Annotated in this window: 22 protein-coding genes and 1 pseudogene; 17 read left to right on the forward strand and 6 right to left on the reverse strand. The window is 71.3% G+C overall.

The window, feature by feature from the left end:
- From K2X24_RS07770 to K2X24_RS07795, 6 genes and pseudogenes are all read left to right on the forward strand, one after another.
- A pseudogene (locus K2X24_RS07770) lies at nt 1-365 on the forward strand (hypothetical protein); the annotation flags it as partial.
- 160 nt (nt 366-525) lie between these two features.
- Nucleotides 526-1,821 (forward strand): aminotransferase class I/II-fold pyridoxal phosphate-dependent enzyme, encoded by a 1,296-nt coding sequence (locus K2X24_RS07775; RefSeq protein ID WP_292496445.1) that lies wholly within the window; start codon nt 526-528, stop codon nt 1,819-1,821.
- A 63-nt stretch (nt 1,822-1,884) separates the two neighbouring features.
- On the forward strand, nt 1,885-2,358 hold the full coding sequence (locus K2X24_RS07780) for a hypothetical protein (RefSeq protein WP_292496447.1): 474 nt from the start codon (nt 1,885-1,887) through the stop codon (nt 2,356-2,358).
- A gap of 32 nt (nt 2,359-2,390) precedes the next feature.
- Nucleotides 2,391-2,903, forward strand: a complete 513-nt coding sequence (locus K2X24_RS07785) for a hypothetical protein (protein ID WP_292496449.1) — start codon at nt 2,391-2,393, stop codon at nt 2,901-2,903.
- A gap of 9 nt (nt 2,904-2,912) precedes the next feature.
- Nucleotides 2,913-3,785 carry a 3-deoxy-8-phosphooctulonate synthase gene (gene kdsA, locus K2X24_RS07790; RefSeq protein WP_292496450.1) on the forward strand — a complete coding sequence of 291 codons (873 nt, stop codon included), beginning with the start codon at nt 2,913-2,915 and terminating at the stop codon, nt 3,783-3,785.
- A 116-nt stretch (nt 3,786-3,901) separates the two neighbouring features.
- Nucleotides 3,902-4,240 (forward strand): hypothetical protein, encoded by a 339-nt coding sequence (locus K2X24_RS07795; protein ID WP_292496453.1) that lies wholly within the window; start codon nt 3,902-3,904, stop codon nt 4,238-4,240.
- A gap of 88 nt (nt 4,241-4,328) precedes the next feature.
- Here the strand turns inward: K2X24_RS07795 and queF are convergent, their stop codons facing one another.
- Nucleotides 4,329-4,790: a preQ(1) synthase gene (gene queF, locus K2X24_RS07800; protein ID WP_292496455.1), complete on the reverse strand. Its 462-nt coding sequence runs from the start codon at nt 4,788-4,790 to the stop codon at nt 4,329-4,331.
- Between the two features lie 136 nt (nt 4,791-4,926).
- On the opposite strand from queF, the gene K2X24_RS07805 reads away from it, so the two are divergent.
- A complete protein-coding gene (locus K2X24_RS07805) occupies nt 4,927-5,130 on the forward strand; it encodes a hypothetical protein (protein WP_056183260.1) in 204 nt (67 codons plus the stop codon).
- A 190-nt stretch (nt 5,131-5,320) separates the two neighbouring features.
- Nucleotides 5,321-6,610, forward strand: coding sequence for a phosphopyruvate hydratase (gene eno / locus K2X24_RS07810; RefSeq protein WP_243912513.1), 1,290 nt, complete (start codon nt 5,321-5,323; stop codon nt 6,608-6,610).
- Nucleotides 6,611-6,817: 207 nt separating this feature from the next.
- Here the strand turns inward: eno and K2X24_RS24370 are convergent, their stop codons facing one another.
- A complete protein-coding gene (locus K2X24_RS24370; protein WP_366934458.1) occupies nt 6,818-7,195 on the reverse strand; it encodes a hypothetical protein in 378 nt (125 codons plus the stop codon).
- 155 nt (nt 7,196-7,350) lie between these two features.
- The gene (locus K2X24_RS07820) at nt 7,351-7,632 is read right to left on the reverse strand and encodes a hypothetical protein (protein WP_292496464.1); all 282 of its coding nucleotides are present in this window, start codon (nt 7,630-7,632) and stop codon (nt 7,351-7,353) included.
- 227 nt (nt 7,633-7,859) lie between these two features.
- Here K2X24_RS07820 and K2X24_RS07825 point away from each other — a divergent pair, with 227 nt between their 5' ends.
- From K2X24_RS07825 to K2X24_RS07835, 3 genes are all read left to right on the forward strand, one after another.
- Nucleotides 7,860-8,327, forward strand: a complete 468-nt coding sequence (locus K2X24_RS07825) for a MarR family transcriptional regulator (RefSeq protein WP_292496466.1) — start codon at nt 7,860-7,862, stop codon at nt 8,325-8,327.
- Nucleotides 8,327-8,761: a thiol-disulfide oxidoreductase DCC family protein gene (locus K2X24_RS07830; RefSeq protein WP_292496469.1), complete on the forward strand. Its 435-nt coding sequence runs from the start codon at nt 8,327-8,329 to the stop codon at nt 8,759-8,761. The genes K2X24_RS07825 and K2X24_RS07830 overlap by 1 nt, the downstream gene beginning before the upstream one ends.
- A 95-nt stretch (nt 8,762-8,856) precedes the next feature.
- A complete protein-coding gene (locus K2X24_RS07835; protein WP_292496470.1) occupies nt 8,857-9,525 on the forward strand; it encodes a DUF1345 domain-containing protein in 669 nt (222 codons plus the stop codon).
- A gap of 6 nt (nt 9,526-9,531) precedes the next feature.
- Here K2X24_RS07835 and K2X24_RS07840 read toward each other — a convergent pair whose 3' ends face one another.
- Nucleotides 9,532-10,584: an endonuclease/exonuclease/phosphatase family protein gene (locus K2X24_RS07840; RefSeq protein ID WP_292496472.1), complete on the reverse strand. Its 1,053-nt coding sequence runs from the start codon at nt 10,582-10,584 to the stop codon at nt 9,532-9,534.
- A gap of 200 nt (nt 10,585-10,784) precedes the next feature.
- Between K2X24_RS07840 and K2X24_RS07845 the strand changes: the two genes are divergently transcribed.
- The 4 genes from K2X24_RS07845 (at nt 10,785) to K2X24_RS07860 (ending at nt 17,120) form a co-directional block, all read left to right on the forward strand.
- A complete protein-coding gene (locus tag K2X24_RS07845) occupies nt 10,785-12,158 on the forward strand; it encodes a pentapeptide repeat-containing protein (protein ID WP_292496475.1) in 1,374 nt (457 codons plus the stop codon).
- Between the two features lie 14 nt (nt 12,159-12,172).
- Nucleotides 12,173-12,943, forward strand: a complete 771-nt coding sequence (locus tag K2X24_RS07850; protein ID WP_292496478.1) for a potassium channel family protein — start codon at nt 12,173-12,175, stop codon at nt 12,941-12,943.
- A gap of 162 nt (nt 12,944-13,105) precedes the next feature.
- Nucleotides 13,106-16,090 (forward strand): response regulator, encoded by a 2,985-nt coding sequence (locus K2X24_RS07855; protein WP_292496481.1) that lies wholly within the window; start codon nt 13,106-13,108, stop codon nt 16,088-16,090.
- 85 nt (nt 16,091-16,175) lie between these two features.
- A complete protein-coding gene (locus K2X24_RS07860) occupies nt 16,176-17,120 on the forward strand; it encodes an aspartate carbamoyltransferase catalytic subunit (RefSeq protein ID WP_243912523.1) in 945 nt (314 codons plus the stop codon).
- Nucleotides 17,121-17,142: 22 nt separating this feature from the next.
- Here K2X24_RS07860 and purN read toward each other — a convergent pair whose 3' ends face one another.
- Nucleotides 17,143-17,799, reverse strand: a complete 657-nt coding sequence (purN, locus tag K2X24_RS07865; RefSeq protein ID WP_292496484.1) for a phosphoribosylglycinamide formyltransferase — start codon at nt 17,797-17,799, stop codon at nt 17,143-17,145.
- On the reverse strand, nt 17,799-18,866 hold the full coding sequence (gene purM, locus K2X24_RS07870) for a phosphoribosylformylglycinamidine cyclo-ligase (protein WP_238281632.1): 1,068 nt from the start codon (nt 18,864-18,866) through the stop codon (nt 17,799-17,801). The genes purN and purM overlap by 1 nt, the downstream gene beginning before the upstream one ends.
- 217 nt (nt 18,867-19,083) lie before the next feature.
- Between purM and K2X24_RS07875 the strand changes: the two genes are divergently transcribed.
- Complete coding sequence (locus K2X24_RS07875) at nt 19,084-20,220, forward strand: AI-2E family transporter (protein WP_292496489.1); 1,137 nt, start codon at nt 19,084-19,086, stop codon at nt 20,218-20,220.
- On the forward strand, nt 20,221-20,923 hold a 703-nt coding region (locus K2X24_RS07880; protein ID WP_292496491.1), incomplete at its 3' end, for a hypothetical protein. It abuts the gene before it with no gap.

Here is a 20,923-nt window from a genome sequence, read left to right on the forward strand (position 1 = left end):
TCGGGGCGGCGGTGGGCGGCGGGCGGCGGGCCGGCGTGGGCGCCGCCATCGGGGCCGGCGTCGGCGGCCTCGCCTGCACCGTCCTCACGGCCCTCGACGCTCAGGACAAGCAGCGCATCCGCAACGCGCAGATCGCGGCCGCCGCGACGAACAGGCCGCAATACCTGGCCTATCAGGGCGCCGACGGCGCCCAGCGCGCCATCACCGTGCGGCCCCAGCCCGCTCCGGCTCAGGCGGCGGCGGGAACCCCGGACCGGATCTGCCGTGCCACGGACACCCAGGCGACCATCAACGGCACCGGCAGCGCCGAGCTGCCTCAGCAGCTCGTCTGCCGGACGCCGGGCGGCGACTGGCTGCCGGCCTGAGACCCCTGTCGCTCACGGGCGAGGCTCACCGCCTGGCATGCCACGCAACCCTGTGACCCCGAGCCCCGCGCCCGCGCGGGGTGACGCGGGCGGCGCGAGACGTCATGGTGCGCGCGCTTTTTTATCGCGCCCGCGCGGCCCCACCCGGACCTGGACCACCATGACGACGATCGCCGACCGCAGCACGGCTGAACTCGCGGACCTGCGCGCGCAGGCGCAGGCCGCCTACGACGCCTTCAAGGCCCGGGGCCTGAAACTCGACATGACCCGCGGCAAGCCGGCGCCCGAGCAGCTCGACCTCGCCACCGGCATGCTCGCCCTGCCGGGCAACGGCGATTACACGACCGCGGCCGGCGAGGATGCGCGCAATTACGGTGGCCAGCAGGGCCTGCCCGAGTTGCGGGCGCTGTTCTCCCACCTCATCGACGCGCCGGCCGACCAGATCGTGGTGGGCGGCAATTCCAGCCTCGCCCTGATGCACGACACCATCGTGTGGGCACTCCTCAAGGGCGTGCCCGGCTCCGAGCGGCCCTGGTCGAAGGAGGAGGAGCCGGTCTTCCTTTGCCCGGTGCCGGGCTACGACCGCCACTTCGCCCTCTGCGAGGAGTTCGGCATCCGCATGATCCCGGTGCCGATGACGGGGCAGGGGCCCGACATGGACGTGGTCGAGGCCTTCGTGGCGAACCCGGCCGTGAAGGGCATGTGGTGCGTGCCGAAATACGCCAACCCCTCGGGCGAGATCTTCTCCGACGAGACCGTCCGGCGCCTCGCCGCGATGAAGACCGGGGCTCCCGATTTCCGCCTGTTCTGGGACAACGCCTACGCGGTGCACCACCTCACCCCGGTTCGCCATCCGGTGCGCGACATCCTGGCCGCCTGCGCCGAGGCCGGCCATCCGGACCGGCCCTTCCTGTATGCCTCGACCTCGAAGATCACCCTGGCGGGCGCCGGCCTCGCGGTCTTCGCCGGATCGCCCGAGAACACCCGCTGGTTCCTGGCCCGTTCCGCCAAGCAGACCATCGGCCCCGACAAGCTCAACCAGCTGCGCCACGTGCGTTTCCTGCGCGACGCCGCCGGACTCCAGGCCCACATGGACGCCCACCGCGCCCTGATCGCGCCGAAGTTCGCGGCCGTGCAGGAGGCCCTGGAGCGCCATCTCGCCGGCACCGGGGCCGCGCGCTGGACCCGTCCGGAGGGCGGCTACTTCATCACGGTGGAAGCGCGCGCGGGCACGGCCACCGAGGTGGTGCGGCTCGCCAAGGAGGCCGGCATCGCCCTGACCCCGGCCGGCGCGACCTCGCCCTACGGCCGCGACCCCAACGACAGCGTCCTGCGCCTCGCGCCGACCTTCCCGAGCCTCGGCGACGTGACGAAGGCGGCCGAGGGCATCGCCCTCTGCATCCTTCTTGCATCCCTGGAAGCCGAGCAGGGGGTCCGCGCGCGCAACGCGGCCTGATCCCTGTCGCAATCCGGAAACGTCCGCGCCGGATGATGCACCACGCACCCGGGAGGTGACGCGATGGTAATCCCGACACGGTTCCGGCGCGCCGGCGCGCGGATGCTGCCCGGCCTCGTGCTCTGCATCCTCGCGGCCGGGGCCACCCCGGCCCGGGCGCGCACCGCCTGGGCCTCCGGCACCTTCGTGTATGCCGACCTCTGCACCCTGCCGGAGACCGGCGCCCGCAGCGGGCAGCGCATCATCCTGCGGCGTTCCCCGAACGGCGATGCGCTGACCTACGAGGGGGCCGAGCATCCCGGGCCCCGCGCGGCCGCCGACATGACCCTGGACGACGCCACCAAGGCCATCACCTTCGCGGTGGAGACCGAGGCCGGGCCGATCCACTTCGAGGGCGTCGCCGGTCCGGACGCGCTCACCGGCACCTTCGCGGACGAGACGGGCGCGCACCCGGTGCACCTGCCCAGGGTCCTGCGCTCCCATGCTCACGAGGCCTGCCAGGGCGAGGCCACGGGCTCGATCGCCCCGCGGCGATAGGCGAGGGGCCTCCTCTGCGCTAGATCGGGCCGATGATGCTTTCCCTCCGGTGCGCCGCGCTCCTGCTCCCCCTGGCCCTGGGCACCGCGGTGCCCGCCGCGGCGGCCGATGCCTGCGACGCCCTGACCGCGCGGATGATCCGCGCCACCGGCGCCTCGCTCGCCGGACGCGAAGGGACCCGCGCCGTGTTTCGCGCGGCCGATGCCGAGCGGATGAGCCTCGATTGCCGGGCGCACCGGATGGTCTTCTCCGCCCTGGAGCGGGAGCCGGGCCGCCGCTACTACGAACTGATCGGCTTTGCTGCCGGGGTTCTCACGGGCGCGAAGCCCGAGGCCGTCGAGGCCCTCGCCCTCGACCTGCACCAGGGTGCCCTGATCGCGGGACAGCCGCAGCAGCGAATCGCCGGGCGGGCGGCGCTTCGCTGCGAGACCGCTCCCGACGCCGATCCGTTCGCCAGTCCGCGCACGCGCTGCGTGCTGGTACCGAGCGCCCGGGTCGTGCTTCGCCGCCGCGCCGGCCTTTTCGCGGGCGCCCGGGCGGGCTAGACGCGCAGCATGTCCAGAACCAGTCCGCCCGAGCCCGCTCCCTCCGCCGTCGTCAGCGCTGGTCCGGTCGCCTTCGCGAATCACCTGCCCTTCGCGCTGATCGCCGGGCCGTGCCAGCTCGAGAGCCGCGACCACGCCGTCGAGATCGCCGACGCCCTGAAGGCGATGACCGATCGGCTCGGCATCGGCCTGGTGTTCAAGGCGTCCTTCGACAAGGCGAACCGGACCTCCGGCAGCACCGCGCGGGGCCTCGGTCTCGCGGGGGCGCTGCCGATCTTCTCCGAGATCAAGGCGCGCTTCGGCCTGCCCGTGCTCACCGACGTGCACGAGGCGGCGCAATGCGCGCCCGCGGCTGAGGTGATCGACGTCCTCCAGATCCCGGCCTTCCTCTGCCGGCAGACCGATCTCCTGCTCGCCGCCGCCGCCACCGGCCGGGTGGTGAACGTAAAGAAGGGCCAGTTCCTCGCGCCCTGGGACATGGCCCACGTGGCCGCCAAGGTGAGGCAAGCGGGCAACCCCAACGTGTTGGTGACCGAGCGCGGCGCCTCGTTCGGCTACAACACCCTCGTCTCCGACATGCGCAGCCTGCCGATCATGGCGCAGGTGACGCAGGGCGCCCCGGTGGTGTTCGACGCCACCCACTCGGTGCAACAGCCGGGGGGCCAGGGTGCAACATCCGGCGGCCAGCGGGAGTTCGTGGCCGTGCTCGCGCGCGCCGCCGTTGCAGTGGGCGTGGCGGGCCTGTTCATCGAGACGCACCCCGACCCGGATCATGCCCCCTCCGACGGACCCAACATGGTTCCGCTGAAGGCGATGCCGGCGCTGCTTGCCGAACTGCAGGCGTTCGACCGGCTCGCGAAGGCGCGGAGCGGACAGGCCTGAGCCGATCCGGGCGGGCCCGGGGCCCGGCGCGCGCAGGGCGTGGGATGCGGGAAGGGAACGATCACGCCAGCTTGACGTTGGAATACCAAATTCGTTCTCGAACGCTGAAGGTCATTATGCGCAAGCTCGCCCTCGTCTCCGCCCTGACTCTCTCGCTGGGTGGCCTCGCCGCCGCGACCTCGGCCGAGGCCGGCCCCCGCGGCCACGGCTACGGACATGGCGGCTATGGCCACGGCCACGCCTATGGCGGCCGGGGCTACGGACGCGGTGGCTACGCCTATAGCGGTCGTCGCCGTGGCGGTGGAATCGGTACCGGCGCGGCCGTGGGCCTCGGCATCGCCGGCCTCGCCGCCGGCGCGATCGCGGCCGGTGCGGCCCGCGACGCCTATTACCGCGACGGCTACGCGCGCCCTGCCTACGGGTACGGCGCCCCGGCCTACGGTTACGGCTACTGAGTTCTCGTTTCTCGCGATTCAGTGAGGGATTCAGTGAGGGGCGGTCGGCGCGAGCCGGCCGCCCTTCGTCGTTTCTGAGACGACCGCCTCAGCGTGCCCGGTAGGGCGGCACGCCCGGATCGGGCAGCCAGACGGATTTCGGCGGCTCGCCGGTCTGCCAGAACACGTCGATGGGAATGCCGCCGCGCGGATACCAGAACCCGCCGATGCGCAGGTAGCGCGGCGCCAGGAGTTCGGTCAGGCGCAGGCCGATCCCCACCGTGCAATCCTCGTGGAAGGCACCGTGGTTGCGGAAGGCCGTCAGGTAGAGCTTGAGCGACTTCGATTCGACGAGCCACTGGTCCGGCACGTAGTCGATGACGAGGATCGCGAAATCCGGCTGCCCCGTCACCGGGCAGAGCGAGGTGAATTCCGGCGCGGTGAAGCGGGCGAGGTAGTCGGTCCCGGGATGCGGGTTCGGCACCCGGTCGAGACGGGCCTCCTCGGGCGAGGCGGGCAGGGGGCTCATCTGCCCGAGTTGCAGGCCCTCGGGCCCTGAATGCTGAGTCATGACGAAACTTTCGGGGCCGGCGGCGGGGTTTCGGCCGGCGGCATCGGGACGGAAAACGATCAATTCGCCACCCAAAGTGGTTTTCGAGGGGTGTCCATGAGTGGCAGGCGCAGGGTCCGCGTGCCATATGGGAACCATGAGCGACGAAAACACGGCTACCTACCCCTACACCCTGGAGATCCAGCCGCCCAAGGCCCCTGGCTCCCCGTATCAATGGGCGATCCGCCGGAAGGGCAAGCTGATCCAGCGGTCCGACCGCAATCACCCCACCGAGGCCAAGGCACGCGAGAACGGCATGGCCCAGATCGAACTGCTGCTGTCGGGGGCGGGCGACCGCTAGGCACGCCCGGCCCCGGAAGGGCCTGATCGCGGGAATCTCGCTATTCCGGCGCACGCAGGCTGCGCAGGCCGCTTGCCGGAGGCGAGGCGTTGACGGATAAGCCTCGGCGGAATCACCCCGTTCCGGATGCGGCCCTTCGGTCTCTCGGCACGGGACCTCGACCCGCCGTAACGTCCGAAAAGGCGCCTGCATGACCGCGATCACCAACATCGCCGCCCGCGAGATCCTCGACAGCCGGGGCAACCCGACGATCGAGGTCGACGTGCTGTTGGAGGACGGCTCCTTCGGCCGCGCGGCCGTGCCGTCGGGCGCCTCCACCGGGGCGCACGAGGCGATGGAGTTGCGCGACGGCGACAAGGGCCGCTACGGCGGCAAGGGCGTACGCAAGGCGGTCAACGCCGTGCAGTCCGACATCCTCGACGCCATCGGCGGCATGGATGCCGAGGATCAGATCGCCATCGACGAGGCGATGATCGAGCTCGACGGCACCCCGAACAAGAGCCGGCTCGGCGCCAACGCGATCCTGGGCGTCTCCCTCGCGGTGGCCAAGGCGGCGGCCGAGACCGCCGGCCTGCCCCTCTACCGCTACATCGGCGGTACGCAAGGGCGGGTGCTGCCCGTGCCGATGATGAACATCATCAACGGCGGCGCGCATGCCGACAACCCGATCGACTTCCAGGAGTTCATGATCATGCCGGTGGGCGCGTCCTCGCTCGCCGAGGCCGTGCGCATGGGCGCCGAGGTGTTCCACACCCTCAAAGGGGCCCTCAAGAAGGCCGGCCACAACACCAACGTGGGCGACGAGGGCGGTTTCGCCCCCAATCTGCCCTCGGCCGAGGCCGCCCTCGATTTCGTGATGCAGTCGATCCAGGCCGCCGGCTTCAAGCCCGGCACCGACATGGTGCTGGCCCTCGATTGCGCCGCCACCGAGTTCTTCAAGGACGGCGCCTACCACTACGAGGGCGAGGGCCAGACCCGGGACATCGAGGCCCAGGTGAGCTACCTCGCCAAGCTCGTGGATAGCTACCCGATCCTGTCCATCGAGGACGGCATGTCCGAGGACGACTGGGCGGGCTGGAAGCTGCTCACCGAGCGGGTCGGCGACCGCTGCCAGCTCGTGGGCGACGACCTCTTCGTCACCAACGTGACGCGCCTGTCGCGCGGCATTGCGGAGCAGACCGCCAACTCCATCCTGGTGAAGGTCAACCAGATCGGCTCCCTCACCGAGACGCTCGCCGCCGTCGATATGGCCCAGCGCGCCGGCTACACCGCCGTGATGTCCCACCGCTCCGGCGAGACCGAGGATTCGACCATCGCCGACCTGGCCGTCGCCACCAATTGCGGGCAGATCAAGACCGGCTCGCTCGCCCGCTCGGACAGACTGGCCAAGTACAACCAGCTCATCCGCATCGAGGAGGGCCTCGGCTCCCAGGCTCTCTATGCCGGCCGCAACGCCCTCAAGGCGCTCGCCCGCCGCTGAGCGCGACCTTCCGTTGCATCTTCCGTGACTTGGCATCCCCCGGGATGCCCCAACTGAAAACGGCCGCGAAGCGATTCGCGGCCGTTTTCCTTTTGCGCCCGTGTCGGGCTCGCCCCCGGGATTGCCCGGTCTCGCGGCCGGTCGATCCTGCGTGTGCGATCGGTGTGGTTCCGCCGGGAAGCCGCGCGTCCATGCGCGGAGCCTCTGTCAGCGGGCCGACGTCTCCGAAGCTTCGGCCACGATGCGCCGGGTCTCGGGGGCGCCGGGGGTGAGGGACGGCGTGGTCGTCAGTTCGGAGGCCGGGCGCACCGTGGCGGTGACGCGGGCCTGCGCCCGGTAGAGCGGAGGCGTGACGTAGCTGCGCTCGTCCGCCATCACCGTGCCGGTGGGCGTCGCGGGGGCGACGATGGACGGCGTGGTCGTCAGCTCCGAGGCCGGGCGCACCGTGGCGGTGACGCGGGCCTGCTCCCGGTAGAGCGGGGGCGTGACGTAGCTGCGCTCGTCCGCCCGCACCGCGCCGGCAAGGGTCGTAGCGGCAAGGGTGGCGAGGACGAGAGTGCGGAAAGTTCTGGTCTGCGTGGTCATGATTGGATGTCCTGGTTGTCGGCGCGAGGCCCGTGCCCCGCTGCGTGATCGGAAGATGTATTGCGCCGCACCATCATTCAAACAGATGTTTTCAATAACCGATATTGATGAAATCGATTCGATAAGGCGCAGTCCTGCGTGCTGGAGGGCAGGCCTCAATCAGCCGGGGCTTCGATCCGAGCACCCCAGATGTTGAGCGTGCGGACGGCCCGGGCGCCCGCGGCGGAAGCTTCGGCGGCGTCGACGGCGAGGGCCGACGTGTAGGCGTGGCGGGGCGCCGTCGAGAGGTCGGCGCGGTTGGCCGCCTGGGCGGCCGTGACGGTGAAGCTGTGACCCCAGGCTTCGAAGGCTCGGACTTCCCCGGCCCCGGCGGGAGCAGCGGGAAGGGTGATGCCGGCGGCGATGGCAGCGGCGGTGAGCGCGGAGCGAACGGTCATGGTGGATCTCCTCGTGGGGGTGAGGGGTCGGCTGCGGAGCCGTGAGGGCCAGTCGCCTCGCCTCGTTGCAATAACGTTGATATAAACTGTTTATCTTCAAACGCGGTGCGCTGGAACACCTGAGTTGATATCAACAATTATCCGTGGATCGGCGTCCTGCCCCCGCCGGATGCCCTGGACGGGACGAGGCCCTATATGCTTGGTATCAACCTTTCCCAGAGACGCCGATGGCATCGCGACCCGACCTGACCCCAACCATCGTGGCCGATGTCGAGCAGGCCTGCTTCTGCTTCGCGGCCCAGAAGGCGGCGCGGGCCATCGGGCGCCGCTACGATGCGGCTTTGCGCCCGACGGGGCTGTCGAACTGGCAGTTCACGCTGCTGCTGATGCTGGTCCGCGACGCGGCACCCACTATCGGTGCCCTGGCGCAACACCTGGCGACGGATCGCACCACGGTGACGGCCAACCTGAAACCCCTGGAGCGCCGTGGCCTCCTGGCGATCGAGCCGGATGCGGACGACCGGCGCATCCGGCGCATCGCGCTGACGCAGGCAGGGCGCGCGCTCCTCGCAGAAGCGTACCCCCTCTGGGAGGCGGCGCAGGCCGCCTGCGCTGCACGGCTCGGCCCGATCGACCGGGACGGTTTTCGCGCAGCCGTGCGCGCGCTCTCCGCCGAGCGGTCGGGGGAGGGGTGATGCGCCGGCGGCCGGCGCCCTATCTGTGGACGATGACCACGCACGCCGATCCCGCCCTCACCGTCTACTACGACGGCGCCTGTCCCCTCTGCGCCGCGGAGATCCGCCTGTACCGGCGGGCCGAGGGGGCGGAGCGGGTCGCCTGGGTCGATGTCGGGGCGGAGGGCCCGGCCGAGCTCGGGTCGGGTCTGACGCGGGAGGCTGCCCGCGCCCGGTTCCATGTGCGGCGCCCGGACGGCGCCCTGGTCTCGGGGGCGGCCGGGTTCGCCGCCCTGTGGGCCGTGCTGCCGGGCTGGCGCGGGCTCGCCCGGCTCGCGAGCCTGCCCGGCGTGACGGCGCTCGGCGAGGTGGCCTACCGCCTGTTCCTGCCGCTCCGGCCCTGGATCGCCCGGCTGGTGCCGGCAGGTGCCCGTTGCGACAAGGCTTGCGGATAGGGGGACGGGGGCGCAGGAGACGGCGGATGATGCCAGAAGCGGAGCTCGGGTGCGCCACGCGGCGCCGCTGAGGCTCGCGCGCGCCCGGACGTTCCATGCGAAATCCCCTTCAGACCCTTCCCGTCCGCGCCTTCTGGCTGCGGCCGCGCCTGCTCGCCTCCGTCGGCCTCACGCTCGTCCTCGCCCTGGTGCTGCCCTTCGCGGACCTGTCGGTGCGGCTCCTCATCGGCTGGTGCCTCGGCGTGCTCGTCTATTGCGGGCTGATCGTGGGCAAGGCGGCCCGGCAGTCGCAGGACGCCATGCGGGCCGAGGCCACGCGCCTCGACGATTCCGCGCTGGCGGTCTCGCTCTTCGCGATCCTGGCCGCGGCCGCGAGCTTCGGCGCCGTGGCGATGCTGGTGCTGGGGGGCAACGGCAGCGAAGCCTATCGCCTGAGCCACCTGGCGCTCGCCGCCGCCACCATGATCTGCGCCTGGCTCTTCGTGCAGGTGGTGTTCACCGTGCACTACGCGCATCTCTACTACGGCGCCGAGGGCGATGCCGCGCGCGGCGGCCTCGACTTCAACGGCGACGAGAACCCGGATTTCTGGGACTTCTTCTACTTCTCCGTCACCATCGGGGCGACCTCGCAGACCTCCGACACCGACATCACCAGCAAGACGATGCGCCGGGTCGCCACGGTGCAGACGATCTACGCCTACGTCTTCAACACCAGCGTGCTGGCGCTGGCGATCAACATGGCGGCGGGAGTCGCGCAGCACTGAGGCGCCTCACCGGGCGGCCTCCACGGCTTCCCGCGCCGCCCGATGATCCTCCGCCGTCGCCTCGGGCGCCTCCTGCAGGCGCGGGGCCCGGTCCGTCCGGTACAGGCTGATCAGGATCGGGAAATGGTCCGACTGGATGTGGGGCAGCCGCTCGATCCGGCCGAGGAGAAAGTCGTCGCTGAAGAAGATGTGGTCGAGGGGCCAGCGCAGCAGCGGCCACTTGGCGTTGAAGGTCGGGTAGAGGCCGCGCCCGATGCGGGGGTCGAGGAGCCCGCTGATCCGCTGGAACAGGTCGTTGGTCTTCGACCAGGCGACGTCGTTGAGGTCGCCCGCCACCACCGCCGGGCGCCCGTCCGCCGCCACCTCGCGCGCCACCATCACGAGTTCGGCGTCGCGCGGGGTGCTGCTCTGCCCGGGATGGGGCGGGCGCGGATGCACGCCGAAGAAGGTGAAGGTCTGGCCCGAGCGCAGGGTCACGCCCGTCCGCACGGAGGGCACGTCGTCCTGCAGGAGGAAGCGCACCTGCGGGTCGGTCAGGGGAAGCTTCGAATAGAACATCAGCCCGTAGGTGTTGTCCTGCGGCTGGGCCACCACGTGGGGATAGCGCGCCCGCAGCGGCTCCAGCGCCTCGGCCCAGGCCGCATCGGTCTCGACGAGCAGGAGGAGATCGGGGTCCTGCGCGACGACGAGGTCGAGGATGGGGCCGTAGCTGCGGTTCGATTCGAGGACGTTGGCGATGAGGATCGAGACGCCGGCCTCGGTGCGGCTGGCCCCCGCCTCGGCCGCGACCGCCTGCGGCGAGACCAGCCGCGTGAACGGGTAGATGCACGCCACCTGGTAGGCTAGGGCTGCCACCAGGGCCGCGGCGAGCGTCAGCCCCGTGGTATCGCGGGCGACGAGGACGAGGCCCAGGATCACCGGCACGATCAGGGCCGCGATCTGCAATCGCGGAAAGTCGAAGGTGCGGATGAAGCCGGAATTGCTGGGAACGAACGGCAGCAGCGTCGCCACCGCGAGGAGCACCCCGGTGGCCTTGAGGCCGATCGCCATCCACGTCATCGCCGCACTCTGCTCCCCACGCCGTCGCCGGCACGTCGTGGCCAAGCTTCGTAAAACGTCCAGTCCGGGTGAAACGCCCAGTCCTGGCGAAAAGTCCAAGGCCTTCCCGCGCGACAAAGCCTTTCCGCGCGAAAAGTCCGCCGCCTTCGCAACGCCCGGCATCCCGGATTGTGCCCGCCCCGCGCGGCCGGAGTCGCCCCATGGCGCCTGAGACGTCGCCGGACACGGATGCGGCGCACGCCCGGGCCGACGCCTTCCTGGTGTGCCTCGAGGCCGGCGTGCCCTTCGTGGCGGGCGCGGGCCTCGATCTCGGGGGCCTGAACCTCGGGCGCGAGGCGCTGACGGCGCGGCTCGGCATGGCGGCGGCGCCGCCCCCCTGGTGGGACGAAAAGCAGAGCGGCCTCGCCCTCGCTGGGGCCGACCTCGCCGAGGCGCACCTGGAGGATGCCGATCTCTCGGGCGCCAACCTTTCGGGGGCGAGCCTGGCGGGCGCGCTCGGCCGCTCGGCGCACTTTGCCGGGGCGACCGTGGAGGAGGCCAGCTTCGCGGGCGCCGACCTCAGCGGCGCCCGCTTCACCGGGATCGCCGGCGGCGAGGCCAATTTCGACGACGCCATGCTGGAGGACGCGCATTTCGGTGGCGCCGCCATGCGCTTCGCCAAGCTCCGCCGCGCCCTCCTGGACGGGGCCAACTTCGACGGCGCCGATCTCTGGGGCGCCGACTTCACCGGGGCGGACGCCGACTACACGCATTTCCGCGGCGCCCGCCTGGACGAAGTCAAGCTCGTGGGCGTCAATCTCACCTACGCGGATTTTGAGGGCGCCAGCCTGAAGAAGACGCAGCTCGGCGGCGCGCGCCTGAAGGGCGCCAACTTCACGGGCGTGAAGCTCGACGGCGCCAACCTGTCGGAGGCGGACCTCTCCGAGACCAGTCTCGTGCGCCTCAACCTCTCCACCTGCGACCTGCGCCACGCGCGCTTCGCCGGGGCCTGGCTCAACGGCACCCGGATGCGGGTGGACCAGCTCGGCGGCGCGGTGGGGGAGGAGGTCGCCCGCGATTACCCGGCCGCCCAGGCGAGCTACCTCGCCCTGGAGCAGAACTTCAAGAGCATCGGCAGCCAGGATGCGGCGAGCTGGGCCTACAAGCGCGGGCGCCGGATGGGCCGGCTCCACGCCGGCGCCCAGGCCCGCGCCGCCTGGGAGGCCCGCTCCGGGCCGGACCTCGCCCGGCACGGCTACCAGTGGGTCGCCGACCGCTTCGTGGAATGGCTCTGCGACTACGGCGAGAGCCTGTCGCGCATCGCCCGCGCCTTCGTCATCCTCATCTTCGTGTTCGCGGGCCTCTACGGCCTCACCGGCGGGCTCATCCCCGAGGGCGGCGACGGCCGGGCGACCTACAACCCCCTCGACCTCGTGAGCTACAGCGCCCTCAACATGATGACCGCGAACCCGCCCGAGATCGGCGTCAAGCCGGTGGGCCGCGTCACCAACCTGCTGGTGGGCATCGAGGGGGCGGCCGGCATCATCCTGATGGGCCTGTTCGGCTTCGTCCTCGGCAACCGCCTCCGGCGCTGATCGCACCCTCCGCCATGCCCCCGCTCAGCGCACGCCTCTCCGGCCTCTACGAAGGCTCGACCGACCGCGCCCACCGCTTCCGCTACGGCCTCCTCGTCTTCGACATCGGCACGGTTGTCTGGGTCGTGGCGACCTCGTTCCTGCCGCGCCACGCCTGGATCGAGGGGGTCGACGTGGCCCTGGGCCTCGTCGTGCTCCTCGATTTCCTGGCCCGCCTCGCCATCAGCCGAGACCGGTTCCGCGAGTTCCGGCACCTCTCGACCTGGGCCGACATCGCCGCCGTGGTGTCGTTCCTCGCGCCCGTGGTCGGGGAGGGGGTCGGCTTCCTGCGCATCCTGCGGACCCTGCGCCTGCTGCGGACCTACCAGCTCCTCGACCGGATGCGTGCCGACAGCGCCTTCTTCCGCGACAACGAGGACGCGATCCTGGCGGGCACCAACCTCGCGGTCTTCGTCTTCGTGATGACCGGGATCGTCTACGCCACCCAGCACGGCAGCAACCCGGCGATCGGCAACGCCGTCGATGCGCTCTACTTCACCGTGACCTCCCTGACGACCACCGGCTACGGCGACATCACCCTGCCGGGCACCTCCGGCCGCCTCATCTCGGTGGCGGTGATGATCTTCGGGGTGACGCTGTTCCTGCGCCTCGCCCAGGTCCTGTTCCGGCCGCCCAAGGTGCGGTTTCCCTGCCCGGCCTGCGGCCTCCAGCGCCACGAGGCCGATGCCGTCCACTGCAAGGCCTGCGGCACCCGCCTCGCCATCCCGGACGAGGGCGGCGATTGAGGCGGATCCGCTGTGGCGATGAACGGAACCGGGGCCGGCGCGTTTGCGGAGGTCGGGGCGCGCGGCCCGCCAGGGCGGGCCCGCACGGAACCTGTTCCGCAAACGATCGCCCCGCCCCAAATCTCCCTGCCCCGTGCCGTCGAACCCCGTGAACCGCATCGCATGACCAGCGCGCCCCCGAACGCCCCCACCCGAGGCTGGCGCAAGACCCGCCTGCTCTCCGGCCTTCCGAGTTCGCCCCTGGCGTTCGTGCTGATCGGCGTGGCGGTAGCGGCGGGACTGGGCAACTACTTCGCCGGCGAGGCGAGCCGCGCCGAGGGCGCGCGCCAGCACGCCATCCTCACCCAGAGCGACCGCCTGCTCGCCAACATGGTCGAGCTGGAGACCGGGATGCGCGGCTTCGTGCTGCTCGGGGAGGAGGTCTATCTCGAACCCTACGACGCCGCCCAGAGCACCATCGACGGCCAGTTGAGCGCGATCGACGACCTGACCCGCGGCATGGATGCCGAGGCCCCCCGGCACATCGGCGCCCTGCGCGGCGCCGTCGAGGCCAAGCGCACCTATGCGGCCCGCGTGATCGACTTGCGCCGGACGCAGGGCCACGATCCGGCCGTGGCGCTCGTCCGTACGGGGGAGGGCAAGCGCACCATGGACGCGGTGCGCGCGGCGACCCGGGACGTGCAGGCCCATGCCAACGCCGTGCTGGCGGCGAGCGAGCGCTGGGACCGGATCCTCTCCCTGGTGCTCTCGCTGGTCTCGATCGCCTCGGCGCTGGGCGCCGTCGGGCTGCTCGGGCGCCTCGCCCTGGTGCGCCGGCGCGACGAGCAGCGCACGGCCGCCCTCCTCGACGGTGTCTTCGCCAACGCCCCCGTGGGCCTCGGCTTCCTCGACCGCGACCTGACGATCCAGCACATGAACCGGGCGCTCGCGACCATGAACGAGCGCGGCTTCGGGGCCGATCTCGGTGCGCCGATCTGGGCCAACGTGCCCACGCTCCAGGAGCAGCTGGTTCCGAAGCTCAGGGCGGCCCGGGACGAGGGCCTGGTGACCAACAACGTCGACGTGGCGGTGCCGACGCCGAGCGCCCCGCGCGGCGTCCGCCACTTCCAGATGAGCTTCTACCCCCTGCGCGGGCGCTCCGGCGGCGCCGGGGCGGGCCGGGTCCAGGCCGACGGCGTCGGGCTCGTGGTCTCCGACGAGACCCTGCGCAAGCTCTCCGAGGAGCGCATGCGCCACAGCGAGGAGCGCTTCCGCTCGCTGACCGAGGCCACCACCGCCATCGTCTGGACAACCAGTCCCGAGGGCGGCTTCGAGGCGACACCGTCCGAGTGGACCCGCTTCACCGGCCAGACGCCCCAGCAGGCCGCAGGCGCGGGCTGGCTGGAGGCGATCCATGCGGATGACCGTGCCCGCACCAACGCGGCCTGGCTCCAGGCCCTGGAGACCCTCTCGCCCTACGAGATCGAGCATCGCGTCCGGCGCCAGGACGGGATCTGGCGGATCATGTCGGCCCGGGCGGTCCCGATCCTCGAGGAGAACGGCAGCATCCGCGAATGGGTCGGCACCCATTCCGACATCACCGCCCGCCGGGAGGCCGAACTCGCCCTGGAGGCCGCCAAGGAAGCCGCCGAGGAAGCCAACCGCGCCAAGAGCCAGTTCCTGGCCAACATGAGCCACGAGCTGCGCACCCCGCTCTCGGCGGTGATCGGCTACTCGGAAATGCTGCAGGAGGAGATCGAGGACCTGGGCGAGGAGGGCCTCCTCGCCGACATGCGCAAGATCGAGGCGAATGCCCGCCACCTGCTCGGCCTCATCAACGACGTCCTCGACCTCTCGAAGATCGAGGCCGAGCGCATGGAGATCTTCGCCGAGGTCTTCCCCGTCGCCGAGACCGTGCGCGACGTCGCCGCCACCGTGGAGACGCTGGTCGACAAGAAGGGCAACGCCCTCGCCCTGGAGATGGCCGACGGGCTCGGCGAGGCGCGGACCGACCAGACCAAGCTGCGCCAGTGCCTCATCAACCTCCTCAGCAACGCCGCCAAGTTCACGGAAGGCGGGCGCATCGTTCTGGCGGTCTCGCGCGCGTCGCGCGAGGGAATCGACTGGCTCACCTTCCGGGTCACCGACACCGGCATCGGCATGAACGCCGATCAGCAGGCCAAGCTGTTCCAGCGCTTCACGCAGGCCGACGCCTCCACGACGCGGCGCTTCGGTGGCACCGGCCTCGGCCTCGCCATCACCCGCGCCTTCGCCGACATGCTCGGCGGACGCATCGAGGTGGAAAGCCAGGAGGGGGCCGGCACCACTTTCACCCTGACGGTTCCGGCGGTCTACGTGCCCCAGAACCCCGTCGAGGCGAGCCCGCACGATCACGACGCCCTGCATCGCCTCGGCGAGGTCCGGCCGATCCCCGGCGGCCACGTCCTCATCATCGACGACGATGCCGCCACCCGCGACCTCCTCGCCCGCTTTCTCGAGCGCGACGGCTTCACCGTCGCCACCGCCCGCGACGGGCGCGAGGGGCTCGAGCGGGCTCGGGAGCTCCGGCCCCGCGTCATCCTCCTCGACGTGACCATGCCGCGCATGGACGGCTGGTCGGTGCTGCGCACCCTCCGGGCCGATCCGGACCTCGGGGCCACGCCCATCATCATGGTGACGGTGCTCGACGAGCAGAACCTCGCCTTCTCCCTCGGGGCCACCGACTACCTCCAGAAGCCGATCGAATGGAGCCAGCTCAAATCCGCCATGGAGCGGTTCAAGCCCTCCGAGCACAAGGGACCGGTGCTGATCATCGACGACGACCCGGATGCCCGCGAGCGCCTGTCCGCGATGCTGACCCGCGAGGGCTGGCGCGTGGCCGCCGCCGAGAACGGGGTGGCGGGCCTGGAGGCGACGGCGGCGCGCAAGCCGAGCCTCATCCTCCTCGACCTTATGATGCCCGAGATGGACGGCTTCGGCTTCCTGCGGGCGCTGCGCGAACGGGCGGAGTGGCGCGACATCCCCGTCGTCGTGCTCACCGCCAAGGACATCACCGCCGACGACCGCAGGCGCCTGGCCGGGCGCGCCGACCGGGTGCTGCAGAAGGGCGGCCTGAGCCTCACCGACCTGGCCGAATCCCTGCGGCCGCTGGTGGGTCCGGGGGTTTGACGCGCCGAAGCCGGCGGGGTGCCCACGCACCTCGCCCGCGCGCCTTGCCGCTCCCTCCGGCCCGGCCTATAGCCCTGGACCCAGCATGACAGCCGCGCCGCAACACTTCCCCCACCGGCACCTGCTCGGGATCGAGGGGCTCTCGCGACCCGACATCGAGGTTCTCCTCGACCGGGCGGAGGACGCCGTCGCGCTCTCGCGCCAGGTCGAGAAGAAGCGCACCACCCTGCGGGGGCGCACCCAGATCAACTTGTTCTTCGAGCCGTCCACGCGCACGCAGAGCTCGTTCGAACTCGCGGGCAAGCGGCTGGGCGCCGACGTGATGAACATGTCGGTGGCCTCCTCCTCGGTGAAGAAGGGCGAGACCCTGATCGACACCGCCGCGACGCTCAACGCCATGCGGCCCGACATCATCGTGGTGCGCCACCACGCGGCGGGCGCCGTGCATCTCCTCGCCCGCAAGGTCGACTGCGCCGTGGTCAATGCCGGCGACGGCGCCCACGAGCACCCGACCCAGGCGCTCCTCGACGCCCTGACCATCCGGCGCAACAAGGGCCGGATCGAGGGCTTGCGGGTGGCCATCTGCGGCGACGTCCTGCACAGCCGCGTGGCCCGCTCGAACCTCATCCTGCTCCAGGCGCTCGGCGCGCGGGTGCGCATCATCGGCCCCTCGACCCTGCTGCCCACCGGCATCGAGCGCTTCGGCGTCGAGGTCTTCACCGACATGCGAAAAGGGCTGGAGGGCTGCGACATCGTCATGATGCTGCGCCTGCAGCGCGAGCGCATGAACGGCTCCTTCGTGCCCTCCGTGAAGGAGTACTTCCGCTATTTCGGCCTCGATGCCGACAAGCTGCGGATCGCCGCCCCCGACGCCCTGGTGATGCATCCCGGCCCGATGAACCGCGGCGTCGAGATCTCCTCCGAGATCGCCGACGGCGCCCAGTCGCTCATCCGCGAGCAGGTGGAGATGGGCGTCGCCGTGCGCATGGCGGTGCTGGAAGCGCTCGCGACGCACCTGCCGAACGCGTGAGCCGGCGCGGCGATTTGCCGGGCTAAAGGCTGAGCAGCGCCCCGTCCGCCGGCGGCACGTCGTCCGAAAACACCACCCATTCCCCCTCCAGGCGCGCCCGCCCGCCCGCGACCAGCGCCAGGGCCTGCGGGTAGAGCCGGTGCTCCTGCACGAGGATGCGGGCAGCCAGCGCGTCGGCATCGTCGCCGGGCAACACGGGCACGGCGGCCTGCGCGATGATCGGGCCGGCATCGAGTTCGGGCACGACGTAGTGCACGGTGCAGCCGTGCAGGCGCACCCCCGCCTTCAGCGCCTGCTCGTGGGTGTGCACGCCCTTGAAGAGCGGCAGCAGGGAGGGGTGGATGTTGATCATCCGCCCCGCCCAGGCCTCGACGAAGCCGGCGGAGAAGATCCGCATGAAGCCGGCCAGGACCACGAGGTCGATGTCGGCCGCCGTCAGTTCGGCCTGGAGGGCCGCGTCGAAGGCCGCCCGGCTCGGATAGGCCCGGTGGTCGAGGGCCAGCGTGGCGATGCCCCGCTCGGCCGCAAAGGCGAGGCCCCCGGCCTCGGGGCGGTTGGACGCCACCAGCACGATTTCGGCCGGGAAGTCGGGGGCGGCCGCCGCCGCGATCAGCGAGGCCATGTTCGAGCCGCGCCCCGAGATCAGGATCGCGACGCGGGTCTTCTTCGCCGGGGCCATCAGAAGGCGAGCCGGCCTTCGAAGGTCACGGGCTCGGCCCCGCGCGGGGTGATCCGGCCGAGGCGCACCGGGGAGGCGCCGCCGAGGTCGAGGGCCTTCGACACGGCGCTGACGCTGTCGGGCGCCACCACCACGACCATCCCGATGCCGCAGTTGAAGGTGCGCAGCATCTCCGATTCGGCGACCCCGCCCACCTGCGAGAGCCAGCCGAAGACCGGCGGCGGAATGATCGCGTCGAGATCGATGCTGATGCCGACCCCTTCGGGCAGGACGCGGGGCAGGTTGTCGGGAAAGCCACCGCCGGTGATGTGGGCCAGCGCCTTGATGCCGTCCGTGCTGCGCAGGGCGGCGAGCAGCGGCTTCACGTAGATCTGGGTCGGCTCCAGCAGGGCCTCGCCCAGGGTCCGGGCGGGCTCGAAGGGCGCCGGGTCGTCGTAGGACAGGCCGCTGCGCTCGACGATGCGGCGCACCAGCGAGAAGCCGTTGGAATGCACGCCCGAGGAGGGCAGGCCCAGCACCACGTCGCCGGGCACGATGTTGCCGCGCGGCAGCAGGGTGCCGCGCTCGGCCGCGCCGACGCTGAAGCCGGCCAGATCGTAGTCGGCGCCGTCGTAGAGGCCCGGCATCTCGGCGGTCTCGCCCCCGATCAGCGCGCAACCGGCGAGCCGGCACCCGGCCGCGATGCCGCGCACGATGTCGGCGCCGACCCCCGGCACCAGCTTGGCGGTGGCGAAATAGTCGAGGAAGAACAGCGGCTCTGCGCCCTGCACGATGATGTCGTTGACGCACATCGCCACGAGGTCGATCCCGATCGTGTCGTGGCGGTTCGTCTCGATGGCGATCTTCACCTTGGTGCCGACGCCGTCGTTGGCCGCCACCAGGATCGGGTCCCGGAAGCCGGCGGCCTTCAGGTCGAACAGGCCGCCGAAGCCGCCGATCTCGGCATCCGCCCCCGGCCGGCGGGTGGCACGCACCAGCGGCTTGATCGTCTCGACCATGGCGTTGCCGGCATCGATGTCGACGCCCGCCTGCGCGTAGGTCATTCCGGTCTTGGGCTCGCCCGTCATCGGCACCTCGTCTCAACGTCCTTCGATCGTTGCTCTAACGGGTCGCGTCGGTTCCGGCGAGTCGTGAATGACGCATGGCCGGGTCGACGCCTCGGCCCGGCCCCGCCGGCACCCGGGGCGGATCGCGGCCCGGAGGGCGTTTCGCGGCCCGCAGCCTTGACCGTGCCGCGTCCCGTTCCCACTCTTGGAACCGGACGACGAAGAGCGAGGACGGCCGATGCGCGGCAGGGCGATGATCGGGCTGGTGGCCCTCGTGGGCCTCGCCCTGCTGATCTACCTCCTCGCCGACGTGCTGCTGCCCTTCGTGGCGGGCCTGGCCCTGGCCTACCTCCTCGACCCGATCGCCGACCGGCTGGAGCGCCTCGGGCTGGGGCGGCTCACGGCCTCCCTCCTCATTCTGGCGATGTTCGTGATCGGCCTCGTGGTGGCTCTGCTCCTCGTGGTGCCGCTCGCCGCCAACCAGGTCTCGGCCCTGATCGCGACCTTGCCCGGCATGGTCTCGCGGCTCCAGGGGATCCTGGCGGACCGGGCCGGGCCGCTGCTGCAGCGGGTGGGCGGGGCCGACGTGCTCACAGACCTGCAATCCCAGGTCGGGACCCTGGTGGGGCAGGGGGGCACCTGGTTCCTGGCCTTCCTGAAGTCCCTGTGGTCGGGCAGCCAGGCCATCATCTCCATCGCCTCCCTCCTCGTGGTGACGCCGGTGGTGGCGTTCTACCTCCTGGTCGACTGGGACCGGATGGTGGCGGCGGTGGACGGCTGGGTGCCGCCGCGCCACCGGCCCGTGGTGCGGCGCCTCGGCCGGGAGATCGACGGCGCGGTGACGGGCTTCGTGCGCGGCCAGACCCTGGTCTGCCTCATCCTCGGCACCTTCTACGCCGTCGGGCTGTTCTTCGTCGGTCTGAACTTCGGCGTGCTGATCGGGCTGATCGCGGGCTTCCTCACCTTCATCCCGTATGTCGGCACGCTGACCGGGTTCCTGCTCTCGGCGGGCGTCGCCCTGGCGCAGTTCTGGCCGGATTCCGACTGGCTGCACATCGGCCTGACGATCGGGGTGTTCGTGGTCGGGCAGTTCCTGGAGGGCAACATCATCTCGCCCAAGCTGGTGGGCGAATCGGTCGGCCTGCACCCGGTCTGGCTGATGTTCGCGCTCCTCGCCTTCGGCTCGCTGTTCGGCTTCGTCGGGCTGCTGCTCGCGGTGCCGGTGGCGGCCTCCATCGGCGTGCTGGTCCGCTTCGCCCTGGAACGCTACCTCCAGTCTCCGCTCTACCACGCGGATTCACCCGTGCTCCTGTCCAAGTCCGTCCTATCCAAGTCCGTCCTGTCCGAGTCTGTCCTGTCAAAGTTCGATCGCTAGATGGCCTCCCGCGAGAACGTCCCTCCGAAGCAGCTGGCCTTCGACCTGCCGGCCGACCCGCGCTACGGCCGCGAGGATTTCCTCGTGGGCCCCGCCAACGAGGCCGCCTACGCCCTGATCGAGGCCTGGCCGAACTGGCCCGACACGGTCTGCCTCCTCACGGGGCCGCCGGGCAGCGGCAAGAGCCACCTCGCCTCGATCTGGGCGACGCGCTCCCATGCCTGGACCGCGCAGGCCTCGGAGATCACCGCCGCCACCGTTCCGCGCTTCCTCGCCAACGGCGCCCTGGTCGTCGAGGACCTCGACCGACAGCCCCGCGACGAGGCGGCCCTGTTCCACCTCCTCAACGTCGCCCGCGAGCGCGCCAGCCCCGTGCTCCTCACCGCCGCCACCTCGGTGGAGGCGCTGGGCCTGACCACGGCGGACCTGCGCTCGCGCCTGCGCCTCGCCCCCGGCGCCACCATCCTGCCCCCGGACGACGCCCTCCTGCGGGCCGTCCTCGTCAAGCTGTTCGTGGACCGTCAGCTGGTGGTGGATCTCGCCATCGTCGAGGCCCTGGCCCTGCGGATCGACCGCTCCCTCGGGCGCGCCCGCGACGTCGTCACGGCGCTCGACCGCGACGCGCTCAGCCGGGGCCGGCGCATCACCAAGCCCCTGGCGCTGGCGGTGCTGGAACGCCTCGGCTTCGGAACGGACGAGACCG

It is taken from the genome of Methylobacterium sp., assembly GCF_019750675.1.
Classification (GTDB): Bacteria; Pseudomonadota; Alphaproteobacteria; order Rhizobiales; family Beijerinckiaceae; genus Methylobacterium.

Coding starts and splice junctions, on each gene's coding strand:
- K2X24_RS07775 (WP_292496445.1), top strand. CDS start 526: ATGACGACGATCGCCGACCGCAGCACGGCTGAACTCGCGGACCTGCGC.
- K2X24_RS07780 (WP_292496447.1), top strand. CDS start 1,885: ATGGTAATCCCGACACGGTTCCGGCGCGCCGGCGCGCGGATGCTGCCC.
- K2X24_RS07785 (WP_292496449.1), top strand. CDS start 2,391: ATGATGCTTTCCCTCCGGTGCGCCGCGCTCCTGCTCCCCCTGGCCCTG.
- kdsA (WP_292496450.1), top strand. CDS start 2,913: ATGTCCAGAACCAGTCCGCCCGAGCCCGCTCCCTCCGCCGTCGTCAGC.
- K2X24_RS07795 (WP_292496453.1), top strand. CDS start 3,902: ATGCGCAAGCTCGCCCTCGTCTCCGCCCTGACTCTCTCGCTGGGTGGC.
- queF (WP_292496455.1), bottom strand. CDS start 4,790: ATGACTCAGCATTCAGGGCCCGAGGGCCTGCAACTCGGGCAGATGAGC.
- K2X24_RS07805 (WP_056183260.1), top strand. CDS start 4,927: ATGAGCGACGAAAACACGGCTACCTACCCCTACACCCTGGAGATCCAG.
- eno (WP_243912513.1), top strand. CDS start 5,321: ATGACCGCGATCACCAACATCGCCGCCCGCGAGATCCTCGACAGCCGG.
- K2X24_RS24370 (WP_366934458.1), bottom strand. CDS start 7,195: ATGACCACGCAGACCAGAACTTTCCGCACTCTCGTCCTCGCCACCCTT.
- K2X24_RS07820 (WP_292496464.1), bottom strand. CDS start 7,632: ATGACCGTTCGCTCCGCGCTCACCGCCGCTGCCATCGCCGCCGGCATC.
- K2X24_RS07825 (WP_292496466.1), top strand. CDS start 7,860: ATGGCATCGCGACCCGACCTGACCCCAACCATCGTGGCCGATGTCGAG.
- K2X24_RS07830 (WP_292496469.1), top strand. CDS start 8,327: ATGCGCCGGCGGCCGGCGCCCTATCTGTGGACGATGACCACGCACGCC.
- K2X24_RS07835 (WP_292496470.1), top strand. CDS start 8,857: ATGCGAAATCCCCTTCAGACCCTTCCCGTCCGCGCCTTCTGGCTGCGG.
- K2X24_RS07840 (WP_292496472.1), bottom strand. CDS start 10,584: ATGACGTGGATGGCGATCGGCCTCAAGGCCACCGGGGTGCTCCTCGCG.
- K2X24_RS07845 (WP_292496475.1), top strand. CDS start 10,785: ATGGCGCCTGAGACGTCGCCGGACACGGATGCGGCGCACGCCCGGGCC.
- K2X24_RS07850 (WP_292496478.1), top strand. CDS start 12,173: ATGCCCCCGCTCAGCGCACGCCTCTCCGGCCTCTACGAAGGCTCGACC.
- K2X24_RS07855 (WP_292496481.1), top strand. CDS start 13,106: ATGACCAGCGCGCCCCCGAACGCCCCCACCCGAGGCTGGCGCAAGACC.
- K2X24_RS07860 (WP_243912523.1), top strand. CDS start 16,176: ATGACAGCCGCGCCGCAACACTTCCCCCACCGGCACCTGCTCGGGATC.
- purN (WP_292496484.1), bottom strand. CDS start 17,799: ATGGCCCCGGCGAAGAAGACCCGCGTCGCGATCCTGATCTCGGGGCGC.
- purM (WP_238281632.1), bottom strand. CDS start 18,866: ATGACGGGCGAGCCCAAGACCGGAATGACCTACGCGCAGGCGGGCGTC.
- K2X24_RS07875 (WP_292496489.1), top strand. CDS start 19,084: ATGCGCGGCAGGGCGATGATCGGGCTGGTGGCCCTCGTGGGCCTCGCC.